The following is a 26,480-nucleotide window of genomic DNA, read 5'->3' on the forward strand; positions in this document are numbered from 1 at the left end:
TGCCTCTGGATTTGCATCACACCCAACATTTTCTAGTACATACTCAAGTATGGGTAATGAAGTATTTGTACAAGCTATTTATCAGAACTCTTTAGGAAGAGAAGGAGATGCACAAGGTGTGGAATACTGGAAGGGTCTTCTGGATAATGGTAAGTCAAGATCTGATATGGTAGCTGAGTTTATGGAGTTATCTTTAACTCTAGACTTAACACCTGCAAACTTTCCAACACTCTCAACAGTTGAATTAGCAGCAGCCATAGAGAGACAAGACCTAATTACAAATAAAGCAGAAGTAGCTGTATATTTTACTAAGAATTTAGGTTCAAAAACGAATGTAGCTAATGCGCAAGATCCTGAAAATGATCCTGCTTACTTAGCTTCTCAGAGGATACTATCAAACATTAATGCAGATCCTTCTAATGTTATATCTGCAACAAGTTACTTAAATTCCATATCTAAACATTCACAAGCTATTGAGAAGATTTTAAATGAATGGAATATTAGTTCTTGTGTTGTTAATATAATTTATAAAGATAATGCACCTTCTGATTCAGTATGTATTGAGAATTTACCCCAAAATCAATGTACAGCTTCCAGTTTTGCTGATAGTAGTTATGAAAATGATGTATTTATAGAAGAAGGAAATTGTATAGCCCTTGGCTATTCAGATGACACAAAAGTTCAACTTGAAGATTTAACCAGTATATTACGTGATTGGTATTCTAAAACAGGATTATTTGTACAAGAAGATTCTATAGACCCTGGCTATATTGACTGGGAAAATAACTCAACTTCTGTAAGTGTAAGTATAGAACTTCCCGCTACTTCACCTATAGATATGATAGATGCTAATGTTGAAGTAGCATTTAACACGTACTCACCAGATAGTAATGGTAATGTAAATATAAAAACCCCAAAAGACAAGATAATAGACGCATATATAATGCTTCAAAACCCTATAAATAGTGAATATGTTATATATATGTTTACAACTCTCTTACCTAATGAAACAACTACTGTATTGAGTGCAAAAGAGACAGCAATTAGTCTTATCTTAAATGCAATTGATCATAACTATTTAACTCAAGGTGGAACACCGCGAGAAGTTAAAGATAGTATCGCATTAAGCAGCGCTTATTTCATTGAGAAGTTTGAGGAATCTCTTGCAAATGATGCTTATTATTTAACAGATGCAAACTTAAGGTTACTGTATCAAGATGATGACTTTCTTCAAGCTCTCTCAGACAGTACCGTGTTACTAAAAGATATGTATGATAGTAATAAAATATACTATTCTATATTTGATGAAGATACAAGTCTTACAGTCCTTCCCCAAGCAGAGATAAATGATTTTAAAATAAAAGCTGAGAGACCATCTTCGTATTATGCTTTTTCAGGGGATACTACGGGTAACCTTGTTATAGAAAATGACACTATGCTCCCTGTGAGATATAGAGCTACAAATATATTTACTAAAATGCCGATTCATACTCCAAGTCATGGGGTATTTGGAAATTTAATTCCCCCTCAAAATGGTTTACTGTATGGTTTTTATGCATCAACTGCCTTAGTTAAAGGAGTTAATTTCCAACCAAGTAAGATAACTATCTATACACCAGGTTGGGCATACCTTCCTTATGATACTCCAGATTTAAACTTTATAAAAAGTATGAACAAAGACTTAAATGAAAGAGTACTACTTGACTATGCTATAGGAGCAGTTACTACCTTCTTGCCTGTAGGCGATAAATATGTAGCTTTACAGATGGTGGAATGGCTTTCTAAACAAGGTTTTTTTAGAACAGCTTTAGATGAGTATTATTCAAGTAAAGGAAAACCTGAAGATATAAAAATTGCTTTAATAAATATCTTTAAAGGATTGAATAATGAGAACAATATAGTAAAATTAATGGAAATAGGAGCTAAATATTATGCAAAGAACGGTACTATCACATGGCTAAAAGAAAAAGCAAAAGTAGCAGCTAAATTCTTGTCTGCAGAAGCTGGTATGTGGATATACAATGCAGAGTTAGCGAGTTTGGGAGCAGACTTAATGCGGACACCAGCTTACATAGATTTTACACAAATAACTTTTCCTGTATTTTTAAAATATTATGATCCAGACACTATAGCAAAAGTAACTACTACTGATGATAATAGAAAAGTGACACTTACTGGGGATGGTTTATATCCTATAGATGTCACACCAACTATTAAACTAGAAGCAAAAGATTTAAATGGAGAAGGTCAGTTTTACACTTTAACTGGGAGTAGTATACATAAAGAAAGTGATTCTATTTGGTTTGATATTCCATATACTTGGTTAAATACTGGTAGTGATATAGTAGGACCAATATACTTCCAACTAGTAACAAGTTTTACTGATAACGTTACAGGTAACACTATTGATGTTAAAGTACCAAATGATTTCACAAGTGACTTCTATAAGATTACTTTAGGTTCTGATCTTATGATTACCAGTTTATCTAAAGATAAAATCACAAAAGGTGAAAGTTTTACGATATATGGTAAAGGATTTTCTCAAACCAATGCTGATAATATCATACGATTTACAGATAATAATGATAATTCTATAGAAGTAAACCCTTCTTACAGTTTTGGTGATTATTTAGAAACAACGATACCTCAAGGGTTAGCTCATGGACCAATATCGGTTGAAGTAGAACTACAAGGTAAATACGAGAGTAATGTAAAGAAGTTTTCTCTTATACCAGAGTCAGTAACTGCTAATCCGACAAATGCTACCCACGACTTAAACTTTATAGATGATTTTCAAGTAACACTTTCTCAAGAAGAAAATCTACCAATCTTATATACTCTTAATGATAGTAGTTCTCTTTTAACCTATAGTAGTCCGATTAATATTACTCAAACAACTAAAATATATCCTTTTTCTAGAGTTACTGTAGCAGGTATTAATTATGACTCTGAGATTGTATTTGGTGGACATGCTTATTATAAATGTCTTGATGGTGAAACTGTTGAAGATGGGGTTTGTGTGGAAAAAGAAACTACAGAACCTGGAGTTTGGGGTAATTGGCCGGATCCTCAATGGTGTTCAAAAATTAATCCAGAGAATACTTGGTACCATACTTTAGATAAAGGTGAACATCGAATAATGTGTACATATGATTCTAGTATTGGTAACATATTAACTACTGAAGTACCTTATAAGGGGAGTTTAAATGATGATTACCGAGATGGTTATAGTAAGCAGTACAATAATGGTAATTTAAGTGTTGTAAATTTATTCGATAATGGTGAAAGGATAGGATATTATTCATATTATGATAATTTAACTCTTTATAGACAAGATTCTTGTAGCAATAATGAGAAAAACTGTACTACAAAAATATGGTATGAAAATGGTACTCAACAACGGGTTACTTATACCTTAGAAGGGATAAGGTATGGAAATTGGCAAGGATGGTATGAAAATGGAACGTTATCTTATAGCTCTAATTACAATAATAAGGGAGAATACGATGGAAGGTTTGAAGAGTGGTATGATGATGGAGGAGTAAAAAGTTGTAGTATTTTCAGTAATAATGCATTTGTTGCAGATTGTAGTTAATACTACTTTTCCTACTCTCAAGGTATCTTGGGAGTATATATTTAAGTTGAGATTATAACACTTGAACTCTATTGCGTCCAGATTCTTTTGCTTTGTATAAAGCTTTGTCTGCTCTGTCTATTAAAGTTTCCAAGGTGTCATTGTTATTGAATTGTGTTAGTCCAAAACTTGCTGTTTTATGTTTTACAACATCAAAGTCAAAATTTTCAATCAATTTTCTAAGTTTATCTGCTAAAATTTTTGCAGATGCCTTCTCACTATTTGGACATATAATTATAAACTCTTCACCACCCCATCTACCAACTATATCACTATCTCTAACGTTTTCTTTTAAAAGCTTTGCTGTTTGTACAAGTACCGCATCACCAGTCAAATGTCCATAATTGTCATTTACTAATTTAAAAAAATCAATATCAATAAGTATCAGAGATAAATTAAACTTATACCTTATGGATCTTTTAATTTCATACTTAATTGATTCATCTGTTTTCACTCGATTGTAAAGGTTAGTAAGTTTATCTCTTATTGATAACTCTTCCATTTCGTGTCTATGTAGCTCTTGGGTTGTAATATCCTCAATAATACCATAAAGAATAGCAACCTCATTTGTAGTAGTCGTCTCAAGTACTTTAGCTCGACTTGAAAAATAAAATGTTTTATTAAATTTTGCATTGTAATATGGAAACTTATTATTATATTCATCTATTTCTTGGTTTATAAGTTGTTTGTATTCATCTATAATTATTCTTGCATTTTCATTTATTTCACAAGCTAACTCAATATTTTTATAATAATCACCTGCTATAGGGCATGTGTCTTCAATAGAGTGCAACTCTAAATTTTTATCTAAAGAAAAAGTCTCTTTCATCAGCTCATTACAAAAATAATAATCAGGATTTTCCTTAAAATCTATTATCCACCAACATATACCAGATAGATTAAGAGTTTTTTCAAAAAGTTCTGTATATTTTCTAACACTATCTCTCATAAGAATCCATTATTTTATATTTGCCATAATGTAAGTGAGCTATCATTTAAAATTACTACTTTATTATAGTAAAATTAAAATTAAACTTACTCTTTCTTTAATCTTTTAATATATAAGTTTCAGTAATACTTTATTTTGGTAAAAAAGTTCGTCTCACAAGAGACTATTAGAAATAATGTGGGTAAAGATATCTATTTTAAAGATTATAGTATTAACATATTTACAATATAATTACAAATGGAAAGAATAGAAAATATAAATAAATATGTAATGATAAATTGAAGACTATACTTATAACAGGGTGCTCTAGCGGTATTGGTTATGACACCGCTCATTATCTTCATAAAAACGGCTATAAAGTATATGCCACTTGTAGAGATGAAAATGATGTGAAAAGGCTTGAAGGTGAGGGCTTGGATAGTTATGTGTTAGATGTTACAAGTAGAGATAATATAACAGAAGTTTTAAAGATGATTACCAAAGATAATGGTAAACTTTATGCAGTTTTTAACAATGCTGGGTATGGACAGATTGGTGCGGTAGAGGATCTAACTACAGAAGTGTTAAAAGAACAGTTTGAAACTAACTTTTTTGGGCTACATGAGCTTACAAGACAAAGTATTAAAATTATGAGAACGCAGGGTTATGGAAGAATTATACAGCACTCATCTGTTTTAGGGATTATATCTTTACGGTTTCGTGGAGCTTATAATGCTTCAAAATATGCACTAGAGGGTTTATCTGATACTTTACGTCAAGAACTCCTAGGAACTAATATCTACGTATGTAGTATAAATACAGGTCCAATTAGGTCTGATTTTCGAAAAAATGCAGTAAAAAAGTTGAAACAATATATAGTCTTAAAGGGAAGTGTTTTCCAAAGAGAATACACGGCGCAATTTTTAACAGCGAAGGATGAAAATGACTTTTTTACAAAAGGTTCAGATGTAGTTATAAAAAATATTGTACATGCGCTTAAAGCCAAAAAGCCAAAACCTAGATACTACAACACTTTTGCAACACATCTTCTTGGTGGATTTAAAAGAATTTTATCTACTAGTTGGCTTGATAAAATTTTAGTAAAAATTTAACCTAGCTTATCGTATATAAGGGAGTACAACGTTTAATTGATATAAAGAGACTTACTAGTTTAAGTGGATTACTCAACATAACTGAAAATTAGATATGAACTGGAAACATCTGTTGATTTTTTAACTACAATTACATTATTCATAGGTGGTTGAGTAAAAGACCCGATTTAAGATATACTCAGGTACTTTTTTATAGAAAGAATGGAGGAATTATGGCTGCCCTAAGTTTTACAATTTAGTAGTAGAAAAATATTTATACTATTGTATCTCATTTAAAATGATGTCGAAAATCCAACTTTCCCATTGACCATATCACTTTTTAATGTAGGATCAGTTTTTAGGTCATCTACTGCACCATCTTCTAAGCCAACTCCATAATCAACTTTCCAATCTTCTTCCTTTTTTGTAAGATCTTTTTCTTTTCCGTAAGTAGTGATCTTTTTATGTTCTTCCATAATTTGGTCTATTTCTAATTTAGGTTTTGAATAAATTAAAGGGTCGTTTTTACCTATAAAATCTATTTTATCATCAGAAATAGGAGTTTTTAGTAGATAGTTTTCAGCTAAATTTTCTTGAGAAGTTTGACTTTGACTTTGTTTTTTTAACTTAACTTGTGGCTTAACTTCCGCAACTATTTTTGGCGTTGTTTTGTTCTTAGACTCTAGTGTTTTAGTCTCTTCTTTAACTTCAGTTTTAACTATATTGGGTCCATTTGACTTGTTTGTTGAAATTATTATAGCTACAGATATCAACAAAAATATTACAAAAAGTAATATTTTATTCTTTTTTAAAATTTTTAATATCATTAATTAGTTTCCAATACATTTAAAATAAATGTTTTTATTTCATATTATAGTCTAATATTTTTTATTAATTAAAACGACGGGGGTTTATAAGCATATATTTCATGTGTGAGAAGACTCCACCTATGAGAGCATTAGTTGTATTTTGGATATGTCTTAGAAAGGTTAAAATCAGTAGCACTTGCTAGAGTCCATCAATTACCTTTTTACTCTGCTTTTTTTGGAGATTGTACACCCATAGAATTTTATTTGTTAGAAGTTATATATTCTATAGTTAGTTATAATATTGTTTTACACACTATAAAACACAAGGAATATGATAATGGAAGGATTAATTTTTACAGGTGCAATAATTTTATTTGCATTAGCGATTATAGTTAAGGGCATAAAAATTGTATCTCAAGCAGATATGTTAGTTGTTGAAAGGTTAGGTAAGTTTCATACAGTTTTAAAAGGTGGATTGAATTTTATTATCCCTATAGTAGACAATCCAGTAAATCAGTTAACAACGAAAGAACAAATGATTGATATTCCTAAGCAATCGGTAATTACTAAAGATAATGTAAATATAACTATAGATGGTATCGTATTTTGTACAGTTGAAAATGCTCAAGAGGCGACATATAATGTTGTTGATTTTAAAAAAGCTATTTCTAATTTAGCAATGACAACACTTAGAAGTGAAATTGGTTCAATGGAATTAGATGCTACTTTATCAAACAGGGATACATTAAACGCTAAGCTACAAAATGCTTTAGGAGAAGCATCTCTTAACTGGGGTGTAAAAATAACTAGAGTTGAGATTAGTGATATTTCTGTGCCAAAAGAGATAGAAGTAGCTATGAACCTTCAGATGCAAGCTGAAAGGGAAAAAAGAGCGAAAGAAACAACAGCGGAAGCGGATAAAGTAGCACAAGTTTTAGGGGCAGAAGGATTTAAGCAAGAAGAGATTCTAAAAGCGGAAGCTATTGAAAGAATGGCTGACGCTAAAAAGTATGAACAAATTGCTGTAGCTACTGGTCAATCAGAAGCGATGGATACTATTAATAAAGCTATGAAAGATAATAAAGAGGCTTCTGAATTTTTACTTGCAAAAGATCGAATAAAAGCTTTTGAAAAATTAGCTAATAGTGATTCTTCTAATAAAGTTATACTTCCATACAATGTAACTGAGATGATAGGTTCTATGAGTATTATGGGTGATGCATTATTTAAAGGGCTAGAAAATGGAAAACCTAACTCTTAGCCTAATATCTCCTGCATATTTATCGGCAATAGGAATTATTCTCATTACTTTAGAGATGCTTACATTTTCATTTGTATTGTTTTGGTTTGGAATTGGATTTTTACTTGTAGCTGGTCTTTCATTATTTAATGTGTTTCCTGATGCTTTATGGCAACTAGGGAGTATTGGACTTATTGCAATGCTTATGCTTTTTTTCTTGAGAAGCAGAGCTTTAGAAGTATTTTTAAAATCAAAAAAAGAAAATAATGACAATTTTCTTAATGAAGCTGGTGTCGGAGTAATAAAACATGGGAAGGTTGATTATAAAGCAACGTATTGGGAGATTAGTTATGAAGGAAAAGAAACTTTTGCAGAAGACGAAAAAGTAACTGTACTTAAAACTGAAAAAGGTGTTGCATTTATTGAAAAAATAAAATAGGTGTAACTCATAATGATAATAGAAGATAAGGATTATAACATGTCAAATCAACTAGCTAGTGATGAAATGATTATACGTATAGAATATTTGTCTCAATTCATTGAAGATAATTATCCACCAGCGGGTCACGAATTAGGAGAGCTTACTATGGTTGACTTTATGAAAGTATATCCTCATGAGTTAACCATTGCTATTAGAGACATACCTCGTTGGATGGCAGTAGCAAAACGAAGTTTAAACCACGCAAAAGACTAAGTCCTAAACATTAACAATAAAATGGAAATGTTCGATATACTCTGTAGCTCTATAGATAAAAGGATTTATCATGTTAGTTTACATTTATGACAGGGAAGAAGAGTTCCACGAAAATCAGGAATATGCTTATGTCTATCAATACGATGATAATTATGAATATGAAGAAGATACTAAACAAGAGTCTCCTGACTATGAAATAGATTACGAAGTAACTGAAGACTCTTACTTAGTTCCATAAAAATAGTATTATCAAAACTACAATAATTACATAATTTTTATTTTAATAATGATAACAAGTTATTAGAATTGGTGGATTTTATGTACAGAGGTAAGCTATATAATATATAAAGAAGTTAATTAACGAAAATTATAGTTCGCGTTTTAGAAGTTTTATTTTTTAATGGAGCGGGTGAAGGGATTCGAACCCTCGACAGCCTGCTTGGAAGGCAGGAACTCTAGCCGCTGAGTTACACCCGCATCGAGATCGAATTAGAAGTATAGCCTCAAATATTCCTAATGTCAAGTAAAGTTTTGCAAAGATATAAGACTAGAGAGACATTAGAGACAGCTAGAAAAGTTTCTCTGCTTAGATTATTTTATAAATTGCTTTGAGTTCTCTTACTTTATCTATAGAGGTAAAGTCTCAGTTAGTATTATTTGTCTTCTTCTTTTTGGACTTATTTTTTTCTTTCATCTCTTTAATATTTCCTATTGCTGATGCAGCAGTAGGAACTTTAAATAAAGATGGAGCTTTACTAAACAACCATCTAAAAGTTTGTATGAATAATTCTCCAAAAATTAGTACCCCTATTATTACCATGATAGATTCTAGGAGCTTATCCCCTTCACTTAGATATCTAATCAGTAGAAATATGGTTACAATAATTGTTCCTATATATAATAGCTTTCTCAGATAATTATCAAATATTAAGCTGACATACTCTTTATACTCTTCTGCATCCATTAATATTCCTTTTTAGTTATCTGTATATCAAAAGATTGTTTGTCGAGCGTAAATAGTGGAAAAATTCTATCATTAAAACTGCTAATCTTTTCAATAGATTTATTTTATCTAAGTATAGATAATATCATTTCTATTTTGGCTTAATGAAAAAATCGGGTGCATAAAGCCCTAAGTAAAGTTCCGTAGTATCGATGTTTAAAAAGGATTATTTACAATAGATTCTAAATACACTCAGAATAGAGGTTCCAGAAGAGGAATAAAAAGAAACATACTCAATGGAACATCCTAGAAAAAAGGACTTGTTTGAATGCAATAGATAGATTACTGGAAAACATAACTCCAACATTACTAGGAATTACATTATGCAAATTATTAGTTTAAAAAGTCAAAAAATTTCCCAATCCAGTTCTTCTTAGTTTCATCTGTTTTTTCTTCTATAAATTCTTTGTCTGTTTGACCTTGTCCTTCATATTTTTTGTCATAATAAGTATCGTGTTGTTTTCTGTCTGAAGTATCGCTTGAATCAGAATGTTGTTTATCTTCTTTATAGCTCTTTTCATACTTTTTGTCTTTATTCTTTGAAGTCATATCTTCTTTATGTTTTCGTTTTTCATAGTCACTTGGGTTTTTACCATTCTCAGCCCAGACAGGTTTATTTGCAGATAGTGTAGTAGATAATAGTAAAATTATTGATACCATTACTAGTCTTTTATTTTTATAATTCATTGTAACTCCCGAAATTTTATTTTAAAATATTATAACATAGTATGTTTATGATTAATTTTTATGCTTTTAGCATGATACTCAATGGCTTATTTATGAAAAAAAAAGAGATGAGATTATTCCTATTACTATACCAACATATAGGTAAATTAGTTTGTCTACCTTTGTTTCTTTTCTTCATCAGATCCTTGATCAACTATGTCTTCGTTCATTTGCACCAATCCTTTTTTAAATTCATTTGCTGAAATATGACTTAAATAACTATGTCAAAAGTGCGCCTAAAAGCGAAAGAGATCATAACTTATTTTTTCTGATATCAGCTATCAACATATCCCATGTTTTAAGAAGCTTACTACTCTTAACCTTTGGTCCATTTTTTCCTTTTATTCCAGCACGATGTAGTGTTTTTCCATTAAAGTTGTAAAGAGGAATTAAGTCCATTCTTTTATCAGCAGGAAAAATATTGTAGTTTATGTTATCAAGAATAAGTGGAACTGAATATGGTGTTTCAAAATAACTTAGCACCATATGTGATTGATCAAGAGGTATTGATTTTACATATGAAAAACAAAGCTTTTCTTTTTCAACTCCAAGGTCTAATAGAGAAAAGTATTTTGCAATAACATAATCCTCGCAATCACCTTTGTCTTTACCTAAGAACTCCAACGGAGTAGCCCAGTAATCTGACTTATTCCATATCTTCTTATCAAGAACATAAGATACTTGATTGAAAAATTTATTTATCACTTCAAGTTTTACTTTGGTTGAACTGTTTTGGAGTTTAGAGAATTTTGCATTATATGCCTCATATCTCTTACGTGCAAAAAGACCATATTTTTTTTCAGCTTTTTGTATGATAGTTTCTGGAATAAGACCTTGAACTACAGTTGGTGAAGTTATTTTTTTGATTGGTATTATTTTTTTGATTGGTGGTTTAGTTACAATAACCTCTTTTTTAACTACATGTTGTGAACAACTTGTTAAAAAGACTATTAATATGAATGGTAATACTATATATTTCAACTATTCTTCCTTCTATTTTTTCTGTGACAAAGTTGCGACTAAAATGAGTCAAAATTTGTAATACTTGGACAAAGTAAATCGGTGTATTAGAAATATTATTAAATTTATTAATATAAAGATTAATAATGAAAATTTTTGTCAGTATCGTGTATAAGAAGATTGTGTAAAAAGTGGTGGACTCTCAGAGATTCGAACTCTGGGAGGATATAATCCTCGCCGGCTTTCAAGGCCGTTGAGAAAAACTCCCAAGGCCTAGGAAGTACAACTGAAGGTGGGTTTTAGAAATTGTTGGTAAGTCTAAAATGAGTCTTATTTGTGTCTTTTTGGATGCTCACTAGGGATGAGTTTATGGGGAAAGGGTGAGACATTATTGTTTAAAATTTTCTTAATACATATTTCTATATATATTATTAATTTTATAATTAACTATAATAGATATACTTAAATTTAAAACTTAGATTTAAAACTTAAAATATTGCTTAGCCTTGGTATGATTTTTATTAAATCTTCAAAAGGGTAAACCCATGAACATACTAAAAACATCCCTACTAAGCATAGCCCTATTAACAGCTATAGCATTTCCAACAAACACATTCGCAGCAACAATCCAAGATAAAATAGCAGGACTCTATGTAGCTTTTTTCAATCGTGCTGCTGATCAAGGTGGATTAAATTACTGGCAAGGTCAAGCTTCTGTATTGGGGGAAGAGGGTGCAGTTAAAACATTAGCAGCTGCTTTTGCAACGCATCCTAAGTTTACTTCTCTTTATGGTGCTATGGATAATACAGAGTATGTAGAAGCTATATATATAAATACTCTAGGACAAGCTGGAGATAGTGATGGTATTAACTATTGGAAAGGTTTAATAGATAGTAATAAAATGAGCAGATCAGATATGGTAGCTTCATTTGTATCTCTTGCTTTAGACTTTGATAGAACAGATTCTCAGTACGCTTCACTTTCAGAAGCAGTACTTGATGCCGCACAACAAAGAAGAGACCTTTTAACTAATAAAGTGGCTGTATCTCTAGAGTTTGTAAGTACCTTAGCTACAGAAACTAATCTTGACCCAACTACAGATGCATCCGATCCAGATGCATTAGATGCAGACGCAACGTATCTAGCATCAGCAAGAATAATCTCAAATATAACTCATAATGCAATTACAAGAGAAACAGCTAAGAATCTTGTAAATATAATTTCACAATATCCTGCAATCGCGATGCAGATAGTTAATGTTCTCAAAGAACAACATGGTTCTATTACAGAGGATAGTTTAATTATTAACCCAATAATAGTTGCACTACTCAATAACTTAGAATCTATAACCGGACCAATACTCACAATACAAACCAACAAAGACAATCCTTTAAAACATGAGTCAATGATGTATGTTTCTTTAGTGACTGACATAGATGGAAATGCTATAGATGATAGTGATACACTAACATACTCATGGGACTTTGGAGATGATACATCTTCAACTCTAAGTTCAACCGTACATAAGTATACTATAGCAGGTACCTACATGGTTACCTTATCAGTTTATGATGGAACGAACACTACTACAAAAGCAATGACAATAACAGTTCCAGATGAATCTGTACAGCCAACTCTTCATCGTGATGTATTTCCAATATCACCTGATCCTAAAGATGGAGGAATGACTGCTTATATACTCGATTTTGTCAATTCAAGTACTATTAAAGTAGGAGTGCAACAATATTTCGATATGTATTCCTACAGAGAATCAGGATTAAATATAGAGGACGTTTTTATCGATATAATAGATACTAATTATGTTTGGAATAAAAATAGTTATGATAGCCAATACGCTATAGATAACCTTAGTATAGTAGACCATACACAAGTAGTCGATGGAGTAAGCATTCGTGTAGTTATCACACTAGATAAATTAAAATCAAGTGATTCACTATTTTATTATGAGAAGAAGTTTACGAATAAGTTTTTATCTCTTATCTCTACAAAAACTTATACTGACGGTAGTATTACAGAAGAATTTTACATAAAAAATTCTTCTGATGAAATTACAAATATAGAAATTACAAAAACTGAATATGAAAATGAACTACTGAACTTTGAAGAAATATACAATGCCTTAGAAGTTAATGACTATGGCGAATTTTTTGATGAAGATACATGGGGCTTATTAATCGATGGTATATAACAAATTAACTATAGAATCTAATATTAGGAAATAACATGAAAGTAACACAATGGTTTTTATTCATTTTTATTGCTATCTTTTTTATTGCTTGTAGTCCTACGATTACTGCTTATGCAGGTAAAGATGTAAGCATTGAATTAGGAGAGAGTGTTACGTTGACAGGAGTTAATAAGGGAAGTGATATTTCCTTAGTATATTCTTGGAAAGAAGCCGTTCGTTCTAGTCTGTACGATAGTTCTGGGTATAATTATGAATACATTCCTGTGGGAGAGACATCTAGTATAACCTTAGATAATTTAAGTGAAGGTCTTCACTCATATATGCTACTAATATCTGCGAAAAAATGGGACAAGAGTGATCGTAGTTTTGTGAAAGTTCTTGTTACTGATGGGCTTAAGGCAAAGATTAAAGTTACTAAGGAAGTATTACAAAGAGGAGAAAATTCATCAGTCGTCATAAAGTTTACAAAAGCAGTAAAAAACTTTTCAAACGAAGATATCACGGTAGAGAATGGTACACTCACTACATTTACTAGTGACAATAACATCACATGGAGAGCAACGTATACACCAAGGGATTCTATCACGGATACTAGCAATGTAATATCTTTAGCCGATACCTATAGTGCTCTTCTTGATGATGATGAAGGAACTGCATCTGTTAGTAATAATTACTCGATTTATACTAGCTATTATGATGATACACTTGGACCTACAGCTACAATCAGTATGAGTAACACTTCCTTAGGAAGGGGAGATACTTCTCTCATTAGTATAGTTTTTAGTGAACTTATAAATAACTTCTCTAACCAAGATGTCATAGCATATAATGGTACCCTTAGTACTTTTACTAGTGATGACAATATTACGTGGAATGCTACTTTTACAGCCATAGACTTAGTCCTTAATGGTAGGAATATAATAACTTTAGCAAATACATATATCGATACTTCTGGTAATAGAGGGTCTAAATCTTTTAGTGTTAATTATTCAATTGACACTAGAGATAAAATCTCACCTACAGCTACTATCACTATGAGTGATAATTTACTATTAATAGGAGAGACTTCTCTTGTCACTATAGTATTTAGTGAAGCAGTAGAAGGCTTTACTAACGAAGATATCACTGGAGACAATGGTAGACTCACTGCTCTTACTACTACTGATAATATCACTTGGAATGCAGTTTTTACACCGGATAGTACAAGCTTTCATAGAATAAATAATATATCTTTAGGAGATGATTATACTGATCTATCCTCTAATCAGGGAAGTAGATCTTTTAGTGCTAATTATAAAATTGACACAATGGTTCCTACAGTTCCTACAGTTACTACAGCTATAATTTTTTTGAGTGACTTTTCATTACTTAGAGGAGAAACTTCCCTTATTACGATAGGCTTTAATAAACCCGTAATTTTTTCTAATACAGATATCACAGCAGATAATGGCACACTTACTAACTTTACTAGTGATGACAATATTACATGGAATGCTACTTTTACACCAATAGATGCAATCACTGATATAACAAATGTAATATCTTTAGCGAGTACCTATACTGATATTTCTGGCAATTCAGTTCTAGCACTCTCTAGTGTTAACTATATAATTGATACAATTGATTATCGTGATATAACTGCTCCTACAGCTACAATCAACATGAGTGATACTTCACTACTAATAGGTGAAACTTCTCTTGTTACAATAATCTTTAGTGAATCGGTGGAAAACTTTGCCAACGAAGATATCACAGCAGAAAATGGTACGCTTAGTACTTTTACTAGTACTGACAACATCACATGGAATGCTACCTTCACCCCTACAGACTCAATCACTGATGTAACGAATATAATATCTTTAGCCAGTACTTATACTGATATTTCTGGTAATACAGGAAGTGCATCCTCTAGTACTAACTATACAATTGATAGCATTGACATTACCTTACCTACAGCTACAATCAGCATGAGTGACACTTCGTTACTAATAGGAGAGACTGTCATTGTTACTATAGTCTTTAGTGAAGTTGTTGAAAACTTTGCTAACGAAGATATCACAGTAGAGAATGGTACGATTACAAGCTTTACTACAATTGACAACATCACATGGAGTGCAATATTCACACCTACAAATTCAATCACTGATACTACTAATGTAATATCTTTGGCTGACACCTATACTGATACTAGCGGGAATACAGGAACTACATTTACTAGTACAAACTATACTGTTGACACCATTGCACCTACAGCTACAATTAGCATGAGTGACACTTCGCTACTCATAGGAGAGACTTCTACTGTCACCATTCTCTTTAGTGAAGTAGTAACTTTGTCTAACTCAGATGTAACAGCAGAAAATGGTACCCTTAGTACTTTTACTACAATTGACAATATCACATGGAACGCTATTTTTACACCAACAGATTCAATCCTTGATGCAACGAATGTAATTTCTTTAGCAGATACTTATACTGATGTTTCTGGTAATAAAGGGTCTATAGCTTCTACTACGAACTATACAATCGATTCAATTTCATATCTACAAGGTGCAACAATAAAATGTGACCTTAACTCAGTAGGTGATACTTTTATATTTGATAGTGAAACATATACAGTAGTAGATAATGACACATTAAAAGCTATGAATAAAGATACAGACGACTTTGAACATATTTGTACCAGCCATGTTACAAATATGAGTTTTATGTTTTCCAATTCCGCTAGCTTCGATCTAGATATAGGACACTGGGAGACCTTTATTATTCTAGATAATCTACTTTTGAGTCCTACAAGCTTCAACCAAGACATAGGAGGATGGGATACCTCAAGTGTTGTTGACATGAGTGGTATGTTTTTCCAAGCTACTAGTTTCAATCAAGACATAGGAAACTGGGATACTTCAAGTGTTACTGATATGGGTAATATGTTTCTCCAAGCCTCTAGTTTCAATCAAGACATAGGAAGCTGGAATACCTCAAGTGTTACGAACATGAATAGTATGTTCTATGGTCCTTCAATCTTCAATCAAAATATAGGAAACTGGAATACATCAAGTGTTACAAATATGGATGGTATGTTCTATGACCACTCTACTTTTAATCAAAATATAGGAAACTGGAATACTTCGAGTGTCACAAACATGAGATATATGTTTTATAAGAATTCTATCTTTAATCAAAATATAGGAAACTGGGACACTTCAAGTGTTACTGATATGAGTAATATGTTTCTCAAAGCCTCTAGTTTCAATCAAGACATAGGAAACTGGGATACCTCAAGTGTTACAAACATGAATAGTATGTTCTATGGTCCTTCTATCTTCAATCAAAATATAGGAAACTGGAATACTGCAAGTGTTACAAATATGAGTTATATGTTCTATGAGCACTCTACTTTTAATCAAAATATAGGAAACTGGGACACTTCAAGTGTTACACTGATGCTTTCTATGTTTAATAAAGCCACTAGCTTCAACCAAGACATAGGAAACTGGAATACCTCAAGTGTTACAAGCTTCAGTTATATGTTTCACAAGGCTACTAACTTCAATAAAAACATTGGAAACTGGAATACCTCCAGTGTTAATGATATGCGTGGGATGTTTAATGAAGCCACTAGCTTCAATCAAGATATAGGAAACTGGAATACTTCAAGTGTTACTACTATGAATCTTATGTTTTATAGTGCTACTAGTTTCAACCAAGACCTTGGAAATTGGCAAACTTCAAATGTAACGGATATGAGGGATATGTTTACTAATGCAACAGCACTTATAAATCAAGACTTTAGTGGATGGGATGTCTCTTCTGTATCTTGGAATGATGAGTGGTATGCCATTTCTGGATCAAATGTTATAATACCAATTTGGGTGAATTAAGTATAAATATCTCTACATTACAGCTGATTCTACTTTTGTTTCATAGCTTACTATGGCAAATAAAAGTGTCCATGAAAGTTTAGAGATTCAATAGTTAGGACTAGTTAAAGAGTTAGCAGATATTTTACTTCAATATAAGGCTAACACTAACAATGAGTATGTGTTTGTAAACCCTATCACAAGTAGTTATTACAGAGATACAAGATCAATAGTAGATACTTATTATAAGCCACTACTTCAAAGATTAGAGTTACCTCATATTATGATGTATCAAACACGTGCAACTTCCGCTTCAATAGCAATGGAGATGTGATAAGCGTATGAGACAAGTTTAACACCATATGCTGTTTTAATTTGTATGTCATAATCATTATTATCAACATAAAGAAGATAATTTCCAAGAGAAGGTTTGTCGAATTGACTATATCCTTTGAAAGATATATTTGGTGTGCTTTGAAGATAATTTAATGCTTCTATACTATAGCTATCAATCCCATAGCTATTACAGAATTCAAATGTTATAGCCTCTTCTTTTAAAATTTGCTTTTCAATAAACATTTTTTCGTTGGTCGCACTAAGGACTTCTCCGTTGATATACCACACACTGTCTTTCACTTCTAATAGTTGATTATAAATATGTAAAGTATCTTTGAGCATCTTTCCATCTAATGAGAGTACTTCATCTTCATCTTCATTCCACTCCGCGACTCTATTATCGATATATAAGTTACCTAGATCATCTATCTCTAGACTGAATCCATCTATTGTAACTGTATCCTTTTTTGGAATTTCATCTATGTCAAAATTATTGTCTTCTGCAGTATATACAACTCCATCAATACAAATTTTATTTTTGTCAATAACTCCGTCTTCGTTAATCGTAATCATCATAAAATCGATAGAAGCGATATTTCTTGTATCATAATTATCATGGTTATATATGTGATGGAAAGGATATTTTTGATTAAAGACATGTTCAACAACTTGTGTTGTTTCCACTACTTTGTCTAGATTATGAATATTTATTGATTGTTTGAAATTTTTATTTTTAACATTATGAGACTTAACTTCTAATCCTATTTCGTTTAATAGTGACTCTAGTTCAAGTTGTGCAGCATTATGAAGCATTTTGTAAAATGAGCGTTTTTGATTGTGTTTTATCAGAGTATTAACTCTATTGAATATATTGTAGATAAATTTTTCATCTAATATTATTTCGTAAAATATAGGCTCACTTTTAAGAAGATAATTTTCTATGATATCCAAGTTCAAATTAAAACTACGATCAATTTTAGACAGAGATTTAAAAAATAGTGTGACAAATTTACGACAAATTTTTGTAAAAAGTATTAGTTTAGTGATATTAAACCGGAGAGTATAAAAAATATTAACATAAGATTTAGTGTTGTAAAGTAAGTGTTTTAGGGAATTGTAAAGATAAGTGGTGGACCCTCAGAGATTCGAACTCTGGGAGGATATAATCCTCGCCGGCTTTCAAGGCCGGTGCATTCGACCAACTCTGCCAAAGATCCACGTGTTTGTATTATAACATAAAAATAAACTGGAGGTGCCACCCAGATTTGAACTGGGGATAGTAGCTTTGCAGGCTACGGCCTTACCACTTGGCGATGGCACCAGTTATCTATTCATATCAATGGTGCCCGGGGCCGGACTCGAACCGGCACAGTATTGCTACCGGGGGATTTTAAGTCCCCTGCGTCTACCAATTTCGCCACCCGGGCATAGTGAATGAATATCACAGTTTTATTATGTAAAGTTAAAATGGAGCGGGAGACGAGGTTCGAACTCGCGACCCCAACCTTGGCAAGGTTATGCTCTACCGCTGAGCTACTCCCGCATCCATACTCTTACTAGTCTTAGTTAGTAAGTGAGCCGGAATTATAGCCGATTGTTTTAGCTTTGTAAAGAGTATTTAGACTAAATTGTAAAAAAGGTGGTATAATCGCATTTATAATTAAAATGTAAACTATAATAGAGGAATTAAAATGAGAAGTGACATTATAAAAAAAGGTTTTGATAAAGCCCCACATCGTTCGTTGTTACGCGCAACCGGACTTAAAGATGAAGACTTTGATAAGCCATTTATTGGAATAGCTAACAGTTATATTGACATTATCCCAGGGCATTTCTTTTTACATGAATATGGTGAAATTGTTAAAGAGGCGATTCGTGAAGCTGGTGGTGTTCCATTTGTATTTAATACCATAGGTGTTGATGATGGAATTGCTATGGGTCACGAAGGTATGCTTTATTCTTTACCATCACGTGAGATTATTGCAGACTCTATAGAGACTGTTATGAATGCCCACCAACTTGATGCGATGATTTGTATTCCTAACTGCGATAAAATCGTTCCTGGAATGATTATGGGTGCTTTACGTGTAAATGTTCCTACTATCTTTGTTTCAGGTGGTCCAATGGCTGCTGGGCATAAAAAAGATGGAACTCCAATCGACCTTGCAACTGCATTTGAAGCAGTTGGTCAACATGCTGAAGGAAAAATGACAGATGAAGAGCTATATGAAATAGAATGTGAAGCTTGTCCATCAGGTGGATCTTGTTCTGGAATGTTTACTGCAAACTCTATGAACACTCTTTGTGAAGCTATGGGAATTGCACTTCCAGGTAATGGAACAGTTTTAGCGATGACACCAGAACGTTTAGAAATGGTGAAGACGGCTGCAAAGCGTGTTGTTGAAATGGCCAAAGCAGAAGATCCAAGATTTAAAATGAAAAATATTTTAAATGAAAAAGCTATTCACAATGCATTTGTTATAGATATGGCAATGGGTGGAAGTTCAAACACAGTACTTCACCTACTTGCTATTGCAAAAGAAGCAGATGTTGATTTTGACATTAGAAAAATAAATGAAATCGCTGATAATGTTTCACATATTGCTAAGATTTCACCATCAAAAAGTGATGTTCACATGGATGATGTAAACAGAGCAGGTGGAGTAAATGCTGTAATGAATGAAGTTGTTAAACGACGAGGTAGTGGTGCCGCTGGTTCACTTATGACTGACGCTCTTATGGTTACTGGTGAAACATTAGCTGAGAGAATTGCAGGCTGTGAAATTTTAGATGAAGATATTATTCACACAAATGAAAATGCTTATTCTCATGTTGGTGGTCTTTCTATTCTTTTTGGAAATCTTGCTCTTGAAGGTGCTGTTGTTAAAACTGCTGGAATTACCGGAGACATGAGACAGTTTAAAGGTAAAGCAGTTTGTTTTAACTCTCAAACTGCGGCTCTTGCTGGAATCATGGCACACAAAGTAAAATCAGGTGATGTTGTAGTTATCCGTTACGAAGGACCAAAAGGTGGACCAGGTATGCAAGAAATGCTAGCTCCTACTTCACTGATAATGGGAATGGGTCTTGGCGAAAGTGTTGCTCTTATTACTGATGGTAGATTCTCTGGTGCTACACGTGGTGCTTCTATCGGTCATGTTTCACCAGAAGCAGCTGAGGGTGGACTTATCGCTTTAGTTGAAGATGGAGATGAGATTGAGTTAGATACTGATAATCATCTTTTACAACTTAATGTTGATGAGGCTACTCTTGCTAAAAGAAAAGCTGCATGGAAACCACATAAAAATGAAGTGAAGTCTAAGTGGCTTAAACGTTACGCACTTCTTGTATCAAATGCATCAAATGGTGCTGTACTTAAAACAGAACTTTAATCAAGGAAATAGATATTGAGCGCAATAGCAATAAAATACAATGACGAAATAGTAGATTTAGTGACTGCCGAAGAACGTGGGATAAGTGGTGAAGATATTATTTTAGATAATTCACCTGAATCTTTAGATGTTCTTCGTCACTCAACAGCACACTTAATGGCGCAGGCAATTAAGTCGCTTTATCCAGATGCAAAATTTTATGTTGGGCCAACAGTAAAGGAAGGTTTTTACTATGACTTTAAGACTGAATCAGAAATCGGTTCTGGAGATTTAAAGAAAATAGAAAAACAAATGCTTTCTTTTGCAAAGAAAAAGTACAAGATAGAAAAATATTCTATTTCTATGGATGAAGCAAAAGAAAAATTTAAAGACGATCATTTAAAACTAGCTGTGATGGATAGAATTCCTGATGATACTGTTTCCATTTATAAGCAAGGTGAATTTGAAGACCTTTGTCGTGGTCCCCACTTACCTTCTATTGGTTTAATCCGTTACTTTAAACTTACTAAACTAGCAGGTGCTTACCTTGGTGGTGATTCCAAGAATGAGGTACTTACTCGAATCTATGGAATCGCGTTTGCAGATAAAGAATCACTCAAAGCACATATGGAAATGCTAGCTGAAGCTGAGAAACGTGACCACCGTAAAATTGGTAACGAAATGAAGCTTTTCACTTTTCGTGAAGAAGTTGGGGCTGGTTTTCCTATCTGGTTACCAGCTGGTGGACGTTTACGTGCACGTTTAGAATCATTACTTTTTAAAGCACACCGTAAGCGTGGATATCAGCCAGTTCGTGGTCCTGAAATGCTTAAAAGTGAGCTTTGGAAAACTTCAGGACATTACCAAAATTATGGTGAAAATATGTATTTCACTACGATTGATGATGTAGAATTTGGTGTAAAACCAATGAACTGTGTTGGTCACATTAAAGTATATGAAGATGAACTTCATTCATACAGAGATTTACCAATAAAATATTTTGAGTACGGTGTAGTTCACCGTCATGAGTTTACAGGTGCTTTACATGGTCTCTTTAGAGTTCGTGAATTTACACAAGATGATGCACATATCTTTTGTACTGTAGATCAAATAGAAGAGCAAATTATTGAAGTTGTAGACTTTGTTGATAAGCTTATGACAGCATTTGATTTTAAATATAAAATGATGATTTCAACAAAACCTGAAAAAGCTGTTGGTGATGCCCAAATTTGGGAAAAATCTGAAGCAGCTCTTATAAATGCGATGAAGGCAAATAACCTTGATTATGAGATAGATGAGGGTGGGGGAGCTTTTTATGGTCCTAAAATCGACATCAAAATTCTTGATGCAATTGGACGTGAGTGGCAATGTGGAACAATTCAACTAGATAACAATCTTCCAGCTCGTTTTGAGTTAGAATATAACGGTGAAGATAATGAAAAAATTCAGCCAGTTATGATTCACCGTGCAATTCTAGGCTCTTTCGAAAGATTTATAGGAATTTTAACTGAGCATTATGCTGGTGAATTTCCTATGTTTATCGCTCCAACACAGGTAGCTATTGTGCCGGTTGCAGAAGTGCATAAAGATTACGCTAAGCTTTTATCAGATAAACTTATCGATATAAATGCAGATAGTGAGATATACGCTAAGAATGATTCGTTAAATAAACGTATCAGAATTGCAGAAAAAACTCGTGTTCCGATGATAGTTGTTATTGGAGATGAAGAGATTGAAAATAAAACTGTAGCTATTCGTGACAGACGTACACGTGAGCAATATACACTAAGTGAAGAAGAGTTTCTTGTACTTATACAAACTAAGATAAATGAGGTAAATTTTTGACTCCTAAGAAAAACCGTGTGATAATGAATGATGACATTCGTGCAACAGAAGTAAGATGTAATGTAGATGGTGGAGAATCTTTAGGTGTTATTCCTATTGATGAAGCTATGGATAAGGCTAATGAATTAGAATTAGACTTAGTTTTAATCGCTCCGGATGCAAAGCCTCCTGTTGCAAAGATTATGGATTACGGTAAGTATAGATATCAAGAAGAGAAAAAGCTCAAAGAACAACGTAAAAATCAAGTTAAGATTGTTGTTAAAGAGATTAAGCTATCTGTGAAAATTGCTGAAAATGATGTCGCATATAAAGTTAAACATGCAAGAGAGTTTTTAGAAAAAGGTTTTCATGTTAAGTTTCGTGTATTCTTAAGAGGTCGTGAAATGGCTCATCCAGAAGCTGGTAGAGAAGTTCTTCTAAGAGTTTGGCCAATGGTTGAAGATCTTGGTGTAATGGAAAAACCACCTAAGTTCGAAGGTCGTTATTTCAACATGTATGTAACGCCACAGAAGTAATTAGCAACAAGTATTTAACAAGTTCTATTTCTAAAAAGGAAAGTCTTTCTAGGCTTTCCCCTCAATTATTAATCCCCTTACATAACAAATCAATTTCACTTCTTCCTTAAAGATAAAATTACCCTTTTTTGTAGTTTTTTTCCAATATATTATAATAATATTATGCTTGTTAATAATAATTAAGTAATATTGTTTTATTAATTGAATAATAAGGAACATTAATGAGTGAAAATATAACAAATAGAGTCAGTAGATTAATATCTGGTAGTATCAATGCTCTCGTTGATGCAGCTGAGAGTGTGTCACCAGAAATTGTGATGAAAGAAAGTATAAGGGAAATTGAATCAGCAATATCTGAAGTACGTCACGAGCTTGGAAAAGTGATAGTTTTACAACACAATGTTGAAGTACGAATAGAGTCAGAGCAAGAAAAATTCAAAGAGTTAAATGATCAAATTCAAGTAGCCTTAAAAGAGAATAGGGAAGATTTAGCAGAGATGGCAATATCCAAACAAATGGATATAGAAGCGCAACTACCAGTGTTGAAAAAATCATTAGAAAATTATTTCAGAGAGATAAAAGAGTTAGAGAGTTATATAACTGCATTACAAGCAAAGAATCGTGAGATGGTTGATGAACTACAGAATTTTAAGCAACGCAAAAAATCACTACAGAGTGCTACAGCTCAAGATTCAAAAATTATAGACAATGTTTCTAAGTCAGCAGCCGCTTTTAATCGTGTCATGGGGGTTAATACAACATTGTCACAACATACTGATGAAGCGAAGCTAGCGGAATTAGAAGCGTTAACACGTAAAAATCGTATAGAAGAAAGACTTAATGCGATTAAAGCCAATCAAGAATGACGCTAATAGAATTTATTAATAATGATTCTAACTCTATATTCACAGTAGCTTTAGTTCTTATGCTGTTTATTTCTATTTTGGAGGGAATCACTGCAATCTTAGGATTCGGCATTTCCTCTTTTTTAGAGACTATTTTACCTGATCTAGATTTAGAGTTAGGTAGCGCAGATGCATCTGAAGGTGTACTGAGTAAAATTCTTAGTTGGTTAAACTACGGAAAAGTTCCAGTATTAATCATTTTTGTCTGTTTTTTAACAGCCTTTGGTCTTGTAGGCTATTCAATGCAATACATGTTTTATGCACTCACGTCCTCTCTTTTATCTCAAATTATTGTAGTGCCAATAGCTTTAATTATTACTTTTCCATTTGTGAGATTATTTACATCGTTACTTGAGAAAATAATGCCTAAAGATGAAACAAGTGCACTATCTCAAGAGAGTTTTATAGGAAAAGTAGCAGTAATTACGCTTGGAAAAGCAAGTTATGGCTTGCCTGCTGAGGGAAAAATAAAAGATAAATATGGTCAAACTCATTATTTTATGATTGAACCAGAATCACAGGAGATAGAGTTTATTCAAGGTGAAGATGTACTTCTTTCAAAACAAAAATTAAATGGTTTTTATGCCATTAAAAATGAACATAGTTCATTAAAAAACTAAAGGATTTCAATGTTAGTAGAACAAATGTTAGCAAACTTAATCATCCCGGCCATAATTATTATAGCGTTAGTGACTATAGGTCTTATATTCGCAAGGTTATATCAAAGAGCTTCTAAAGAAATTTCGTTTGTTAGAACCGGTTTAGGAGGCGAAAAAGTTATAATGAATGGTGGTGCTTTAGTACTACCTGTGCTTCATGAAGTTATCCCTGTAAATATGAATACTCTTCGATTAGAAGTAAAAAGAGCAAATGAACAGGCGTTAATCACTAAAGATAGAATGAGAGTTGATGTTTTAGCGGAGTTTTATGTTCGTGTACGTCCCACAGCTGATTCTATCGCTCAGGCTGCTCAATCACTTGGTGATAAAACAACGAGAATAGAGAGCCTTAAAGAATTAATAGAGGGTAAGTTTGTTGATTCGCTTCGTGCTGTTGCTGCTGAGATGGAGATGGTTGAACTTCATGAAATGAGAGTTGACTTTGTTCAAAAAGTGCAACAAGTTGTATCAGAGGATTTACTGAAAAATGGACTTGAATTAGAGTCTGTTTCATTAACTGGGCTTGACCAGACTAACAAAAAATATTTCAATCCTGATAATGCATTTGATGCTGAGGGTTTAACTCTTTTAACTAAAGAGATAGAGTTACGAAGAAAAAAAAGAAATGATATAGAAAGAGATACAAGTATTGAGATTGAAAGAAAAAATCTTGAAGCTGAACAATACTCTCTAGAAATTAAAAAAGAGGAAGAGTATGCGAAACTTTCTCAAGAGAGAGAAATTTCTATAAGAAGAGCAGAACAATCTTCAGAGATTGCTCGTGAAGAAGCTGACAATCAAAGAACAGCTGAAAACGCAAGAATTGTAGCAAATCAAGATATTAAACAAAAAGAGATAGCATCTGAGCGAGCGATTGAGCAAGATAGAATTTCAAAAGAACAACTTATAGAGCAAAAAGAGATTGAAAAGAACCAAAGTATTGCAATATCTCATCAAGCAAAAGATATAGCAATATCTGAAAAGTCCAAAGAACAGTCAATAGCTCAAACACAAGCAGATATAGCCAGGGCTGAGGCTGTAAAAGCAGAGGAACAAGTTATTACTGTTAGAGAAAGTGAAAAAGCACAGAGACAAAAAGTCATTGAGCTTATTGAAGCTAGCCAGATTGCTGAGAGAGAAGCTATTAGTATTAAAGTAGGAGCCCAAGCGGAGAAGCAAGCTGCAGATGATACAGCCGAAGCACAAAGGACTCTGGCACAAGGTCAAGCAGATAAAGATAGAATCTCTGCAGAAGGTCGAGCACAAGCAGAAAAACTTGAAGCTGAAGCCGCAGCTATTCGTTATAACGTGGATGCAGAGGGCAAGAAGGCTATTAATGAAGCAGCAAACTTTCTATCCGAAGAACAGATTAAGATGCAAATAAAAATGAAACTTATTGAGTTTTTACCTAAAATAATTGAAGAGTCTGTTAGGCCAATGGAAAAAATAGAGAGTATTAAAATTATGCAGGTTGATGGTATAACTCAGTTAAATAATGGAGCCGGTACTACTTCTAGTTCTGATAGTGTAAGCTTACCAGATCAGCTAGTGAATAGTGCCTTAAAGTTTAAAGCACAAGCACCAATAGTAGATACATTATTGAATGAACTTGGATTAAGTGGTTCAGATATAACGAGTATGGGTTCACAATTTACTGAAACAACTACTAAGAAATAATGGAAGTGGACTAGGAA

20 protein-coding genes and 5 tRNA genes are annotated in these 26,480 nt (G+C 32.7%); 14 read left to right on the top strand and 11 right to left on the bottom strand.

What is annotated here, in order from left to right; all coding sequences use genetic code 11:
• Nucleotides 1-3,595, top strand: a 3,595-nt coding sequence (locus tag ACI9TV_RS03285) for a DUF4214 domain-containing protein (protein WP_415249332.1), incomplete at its 5' end; no start/stop codon positions are given.
• Between the two features lie 52 nt (nt 3,596-3,647).
• Here ACI9TV_RS03285 and ACI9TV_RS03290 read toward each other — a convergent pair.
• Complete coding sequence (locus tag ACI9TV_RS03290; RefSeq protein WP_415249333.1) at nt 3,648-4,583, bottom strand: GGDEF domain-containing protein; 936 nt, start codon at nt 4,581-4,583, stop codon at nt 3,648-3,650.
• Nucleotides 4,584-4,861: 278 nt separating this feature from the next.
• Between ACI9TV_RS03290 and ACI9TV_RS03295 the strand changes: the two genes are divergently transcribed.
• Nucleotides 4,862-5,674: an SDR family NAD(P)-dependent oxidoreductase gene (locus ACI9TV_RS03295; protein WP_415249334.1), complete on the top strand. Its 813-nt coding sequence runs from the start codon at nt 4,862-4,864 to the stop codon at nt 5,672-5,674.
• Between the two features lie 272 nt (nt 5,675-5,946).
• Here ACI9TV_RS03295 and ACI9TV_RS03300 read toward each other — a convergent pair whose 3' ends face one another.
• Nucleotides 5,947-6,480, bottom strand: a complete 534-nt coding sequence (locus tag ACI9TV_RS03300; protein WP_415249335.1) for a hypothetical protein — start codon at nt 6,478-6,480, stop codon at nt 5,947-5,949.
• A gap of 319 nt (nt 6,481-6,799) precedes the next feature.
• Here ACI9TV_RS03300 and ACI9TV_RS03305 point away from each other — a divergent pair, with 319 nt between their 5' ends.
• The 4 genes from ACI9TV_RS03305 to ACI9TV_RS03320 all read left to right on the top strand — a co-directional run bounded on the left by ACI9TV_RS03305 (nt 6,800) and on the right by ACI9TV_RS03320 (nt 8,634).
• On the top strand, nt 6,800-7,723 hold the full coding sequence (locus ACI9TV_RS03305; protein ID WP_415249336.1) for an SPFH domain-containing protein: 924 nt from the start codon (nt 6,800-6,802) through the stop codon (nt 7,721-7,723).
• Nucleotides 7,704-8,141 (top strand): NfeD family protein, encoded by a 438-nt coding sequence (locus ACI9TV_RS03310; RefSeq protein WP_415249337.1) that lies wholly within the window; start codon nt 7,704-7,706, stop codon nt 8,139-8,141. The genes ACI9TV_RS03305 and ACI9TV_RS03310 overlap by 20 nt, the downstream gene beginning before the upstream one ends.
• Before the next feature lie 39 nt (nt 8,142-8,180).
• Entirely contained in the window at nt 8,181-8,396 is a 216-nt protein-coding gene (locus tag ACI9TV_RS03315) for a hypothetical protein (RefSeq protein ID WP_415249338.1), read from the top strand.
• 70 nt (nt 8,397-8,466) lie between these two features.
• Nucleotides 8,467-8,634, top strand: coding sequence for a hypothetical protein (locus ACI9TV_RS03320; RefSeq protein WP_415249339.1), 168 nt, complete (start codon nt 8,467-8,469; stop codon nt 8,632-8,634).
• Between the two features lie 163 nt (nt 8,635-8,797).
• Here ACI9TV_RS03320 and ACI9TV_RS03325 read toward each other — a convergent pair.
• From ACI9TV_RS03325 to ACI9TV_RS03340, 4 genes are all read right to left on the bottom strand, one after another.
• Nucleotides 8,798-8,873 (bottom strand) — tRNA-Gly (locus ACI9TV_RS03325).
• Between the two features lie 166 nt (nt 8,874-9,039).
• On the bottom strand, nt 9,040-9,360 hold the full coding sequence (locus ACI9TV_RS03330; protein ID WP_415249340.1) for a hypothetical protein: 321 nt from the start codon (nt 9,358-9,360) through the stop codon (nt 9,040-9,042).
• 372 nt (nt 9,361-9,732) lie between these two features.
• Nucleotides 9,733-10,086 carry a hypothetical protein gene (locus tag ACI9TV_RS03335; RefSeq protein ID WP_415249341.1) on the bottom strand — a complete coding sequence of 118 codons (354 nt, stop codon included), beginning with the start codon at nt 10,084-10,086 and terminating at the stop codon, nt 9,733-9,735.
• 291 nt (nt 10,087-10,377) lie between these two features.
• Nucleotides 10,378-11,106 carry a transglutaminase-like cysteine peptidase gene (locus ACI9TV_RS03340; RefSeq protein ID WP_415249342.1) on the bottom strand — a complete coding sequence of 243 codons (729 nt, stop codon included), beginning with the start codon at nt 11,104-11,106 and terminating at the stop codon, nt 10,378-10,380.
• A gap of 524 nt (nt 11,107-11,630) precedes the next feature.
• On the opposite strand from ACI9TV_RS03340, the gene ACI9TV_RS03345 reads away from it, so the two are divergent.
• Complete coding sequence (locus ACI9TV_RS03345) at nt 11,631-13,295, top strand: DUF4214 domain-containing protein (protein WP_415249343.1); 1,665 nt, start codon at nt 11,631-11,633, stop codon at nt 13,293-13,295.
• Nucleotides 13,296-13,330: 35 nt separating this feature from the next.
• Nucleotides 13,331-17,176, top strand: coding sequence for an Ig-like domain-containing protein (locus ACI9TV_RS03350; protein WP_415249344.1), 3,846 nt, complete (start codon nt 13,331-13,333; stop codon nt 17,174-17,176).
• 270 nt (nt 17,177-17,446) lie between these two features.
• Here the strand turns inward: ACI9TV_RS03350 and ACI9TV_RS03355 are convergent, their stop codons facing one another.
• From ACI9TV_RS03355 to ACI9TV_RS03375, 5 genes are all read right to left on the bottom strand, one after another.
• Complete coding sequence (locus ACI9TV_RS03355; protein WP_415249345.1) at nt 17,447-18,442, bottom strand: hypothetical protein; 996 nt, start codon at nt 18,440-18,442, stop codon at nt 17,447-17,449.
• 176 nt (nt 18,443-18,618) lie between these two features.
• Nucleotides 18,619-18,708, bottom strand: a tRNA-Ser gene (locus tag ACI9TV_RS03360).
• Nucleotides 18,709-18,738: 30 nt separating this feature from the next.
• A tRNA-Cys gene (locus ACI9TV_RS03365) sits at nt 18,739-18,812 on the bottom strand.
• 19 nt (nt 18,813-18,831) lie between these two features.
• Nucleotides 18,832-18,918 (bottom strand) — tRNA-Leu (locus ACI9TV_RS03370).
• A 41-nt stretch (nt 18,919-18,959) separates the two neighbouring features.
• Nucleotides 18,960-19,034 (bottom strand) — tRNA-Gly (locus ACI9TV_RS03375).
• Between the two features lie 148 nt (nt 19,035-19,182).
• Between ACI9TV_RS03375 and ilvD the strand changes: the two genes are divergently transcribed.
• The 6 genes from ilvD to ACI9TV_RS03405 all read left to right on the top strand — a co-directional run bounded on the left by ilvD (nt 19,183) and on the right by ACI9TV_RS03405 (nt 26,463).
• On the top strand, nt 19,183-20,883 hold the full coding sequence (gene ilvD, locus ACI9TV_RS03380) for a dihydroxy-acid dehydratase (RefSeq protein WP_415249346.1): 1,701 nt from the start codon (nt 19,183-19,185) through the stop codon (nt 20,881-20,883).
• Between the two features lie 15 nt (nt 20,884-20,898).
• Nucleotides 20,899-22,707 (top strand): threonine--tRNA ligase, encoded by a 1,809-nt coding sequence (gene thrS / locus ACI9TV_RS03385; protein WP_415249347.1) that lies wholly within the window; start codon nt 20,899-20,901, stop codon nt 22,705-22,707.
• Nucleotides 22,704-23,222: a translation initiation factor IF-3 gene (gene infC, locus ACI9TV_RS03390; RefSeq protein WP_415249348.1), complete on the top strand. Its 519-nt coding sequence runs from the start codon at nt 22,704-22,706 to the stop codon at nt 23,220-23,222. Before thrS ends, infC begins: the two co-directional genes overlap by 4 nt.
• 221 nt (nt 23,223-23,443) lie before the next feature.
• Complete coding sequence (locus tag ACI9TV_RS03395) at nt 23,444-24,088, top strand: PspA/IM30 family protein (protein ID WP_415249349.1); 645 nt, start codon at nt 23,444-23,446, stop codon at nt 24,086-24,088.
• Nucleotides 24,085-24,747 carry a YqiJ family protein gene (locus ACI9TV_RS03400; RefSeq protein WP_415249350.1) on the top strand — a complete coding sequence of 221 codons (663 nt, stop codon included), beginning with the start codon at nt 24,085-24,087 and terminating at the stop codon, nt 24,745-24,747. The genes ACI9TV_RS03395 and ACI9TV_RS03400 overlap by 4 nt, the downstream gene beginning before the upstream one ends.
• A gap of 9 nt (nt 24,748-24,756) precedes the next feature.
• Entirely contained in the window at nt 24,757-26,463 is a 1,707-nt protein-coding gene (locus ACI9TV_RS03405) for a flotillin family protein (protein ID WP_415249351.1), read from the top strand.
• Nucleotides 26,464-26,480: the final 17 nt, after the last annotated feature.

Source organism: Sulfurimonas sp. (genome assembly GCF_047622445.1).
In the GTDB taxonomy this organism is placed as follows: Bacteria; Campylobacterota; Campylobacteria; order Campylobacterales; family Sulfurimonadaceae; genus Sulfurimonas.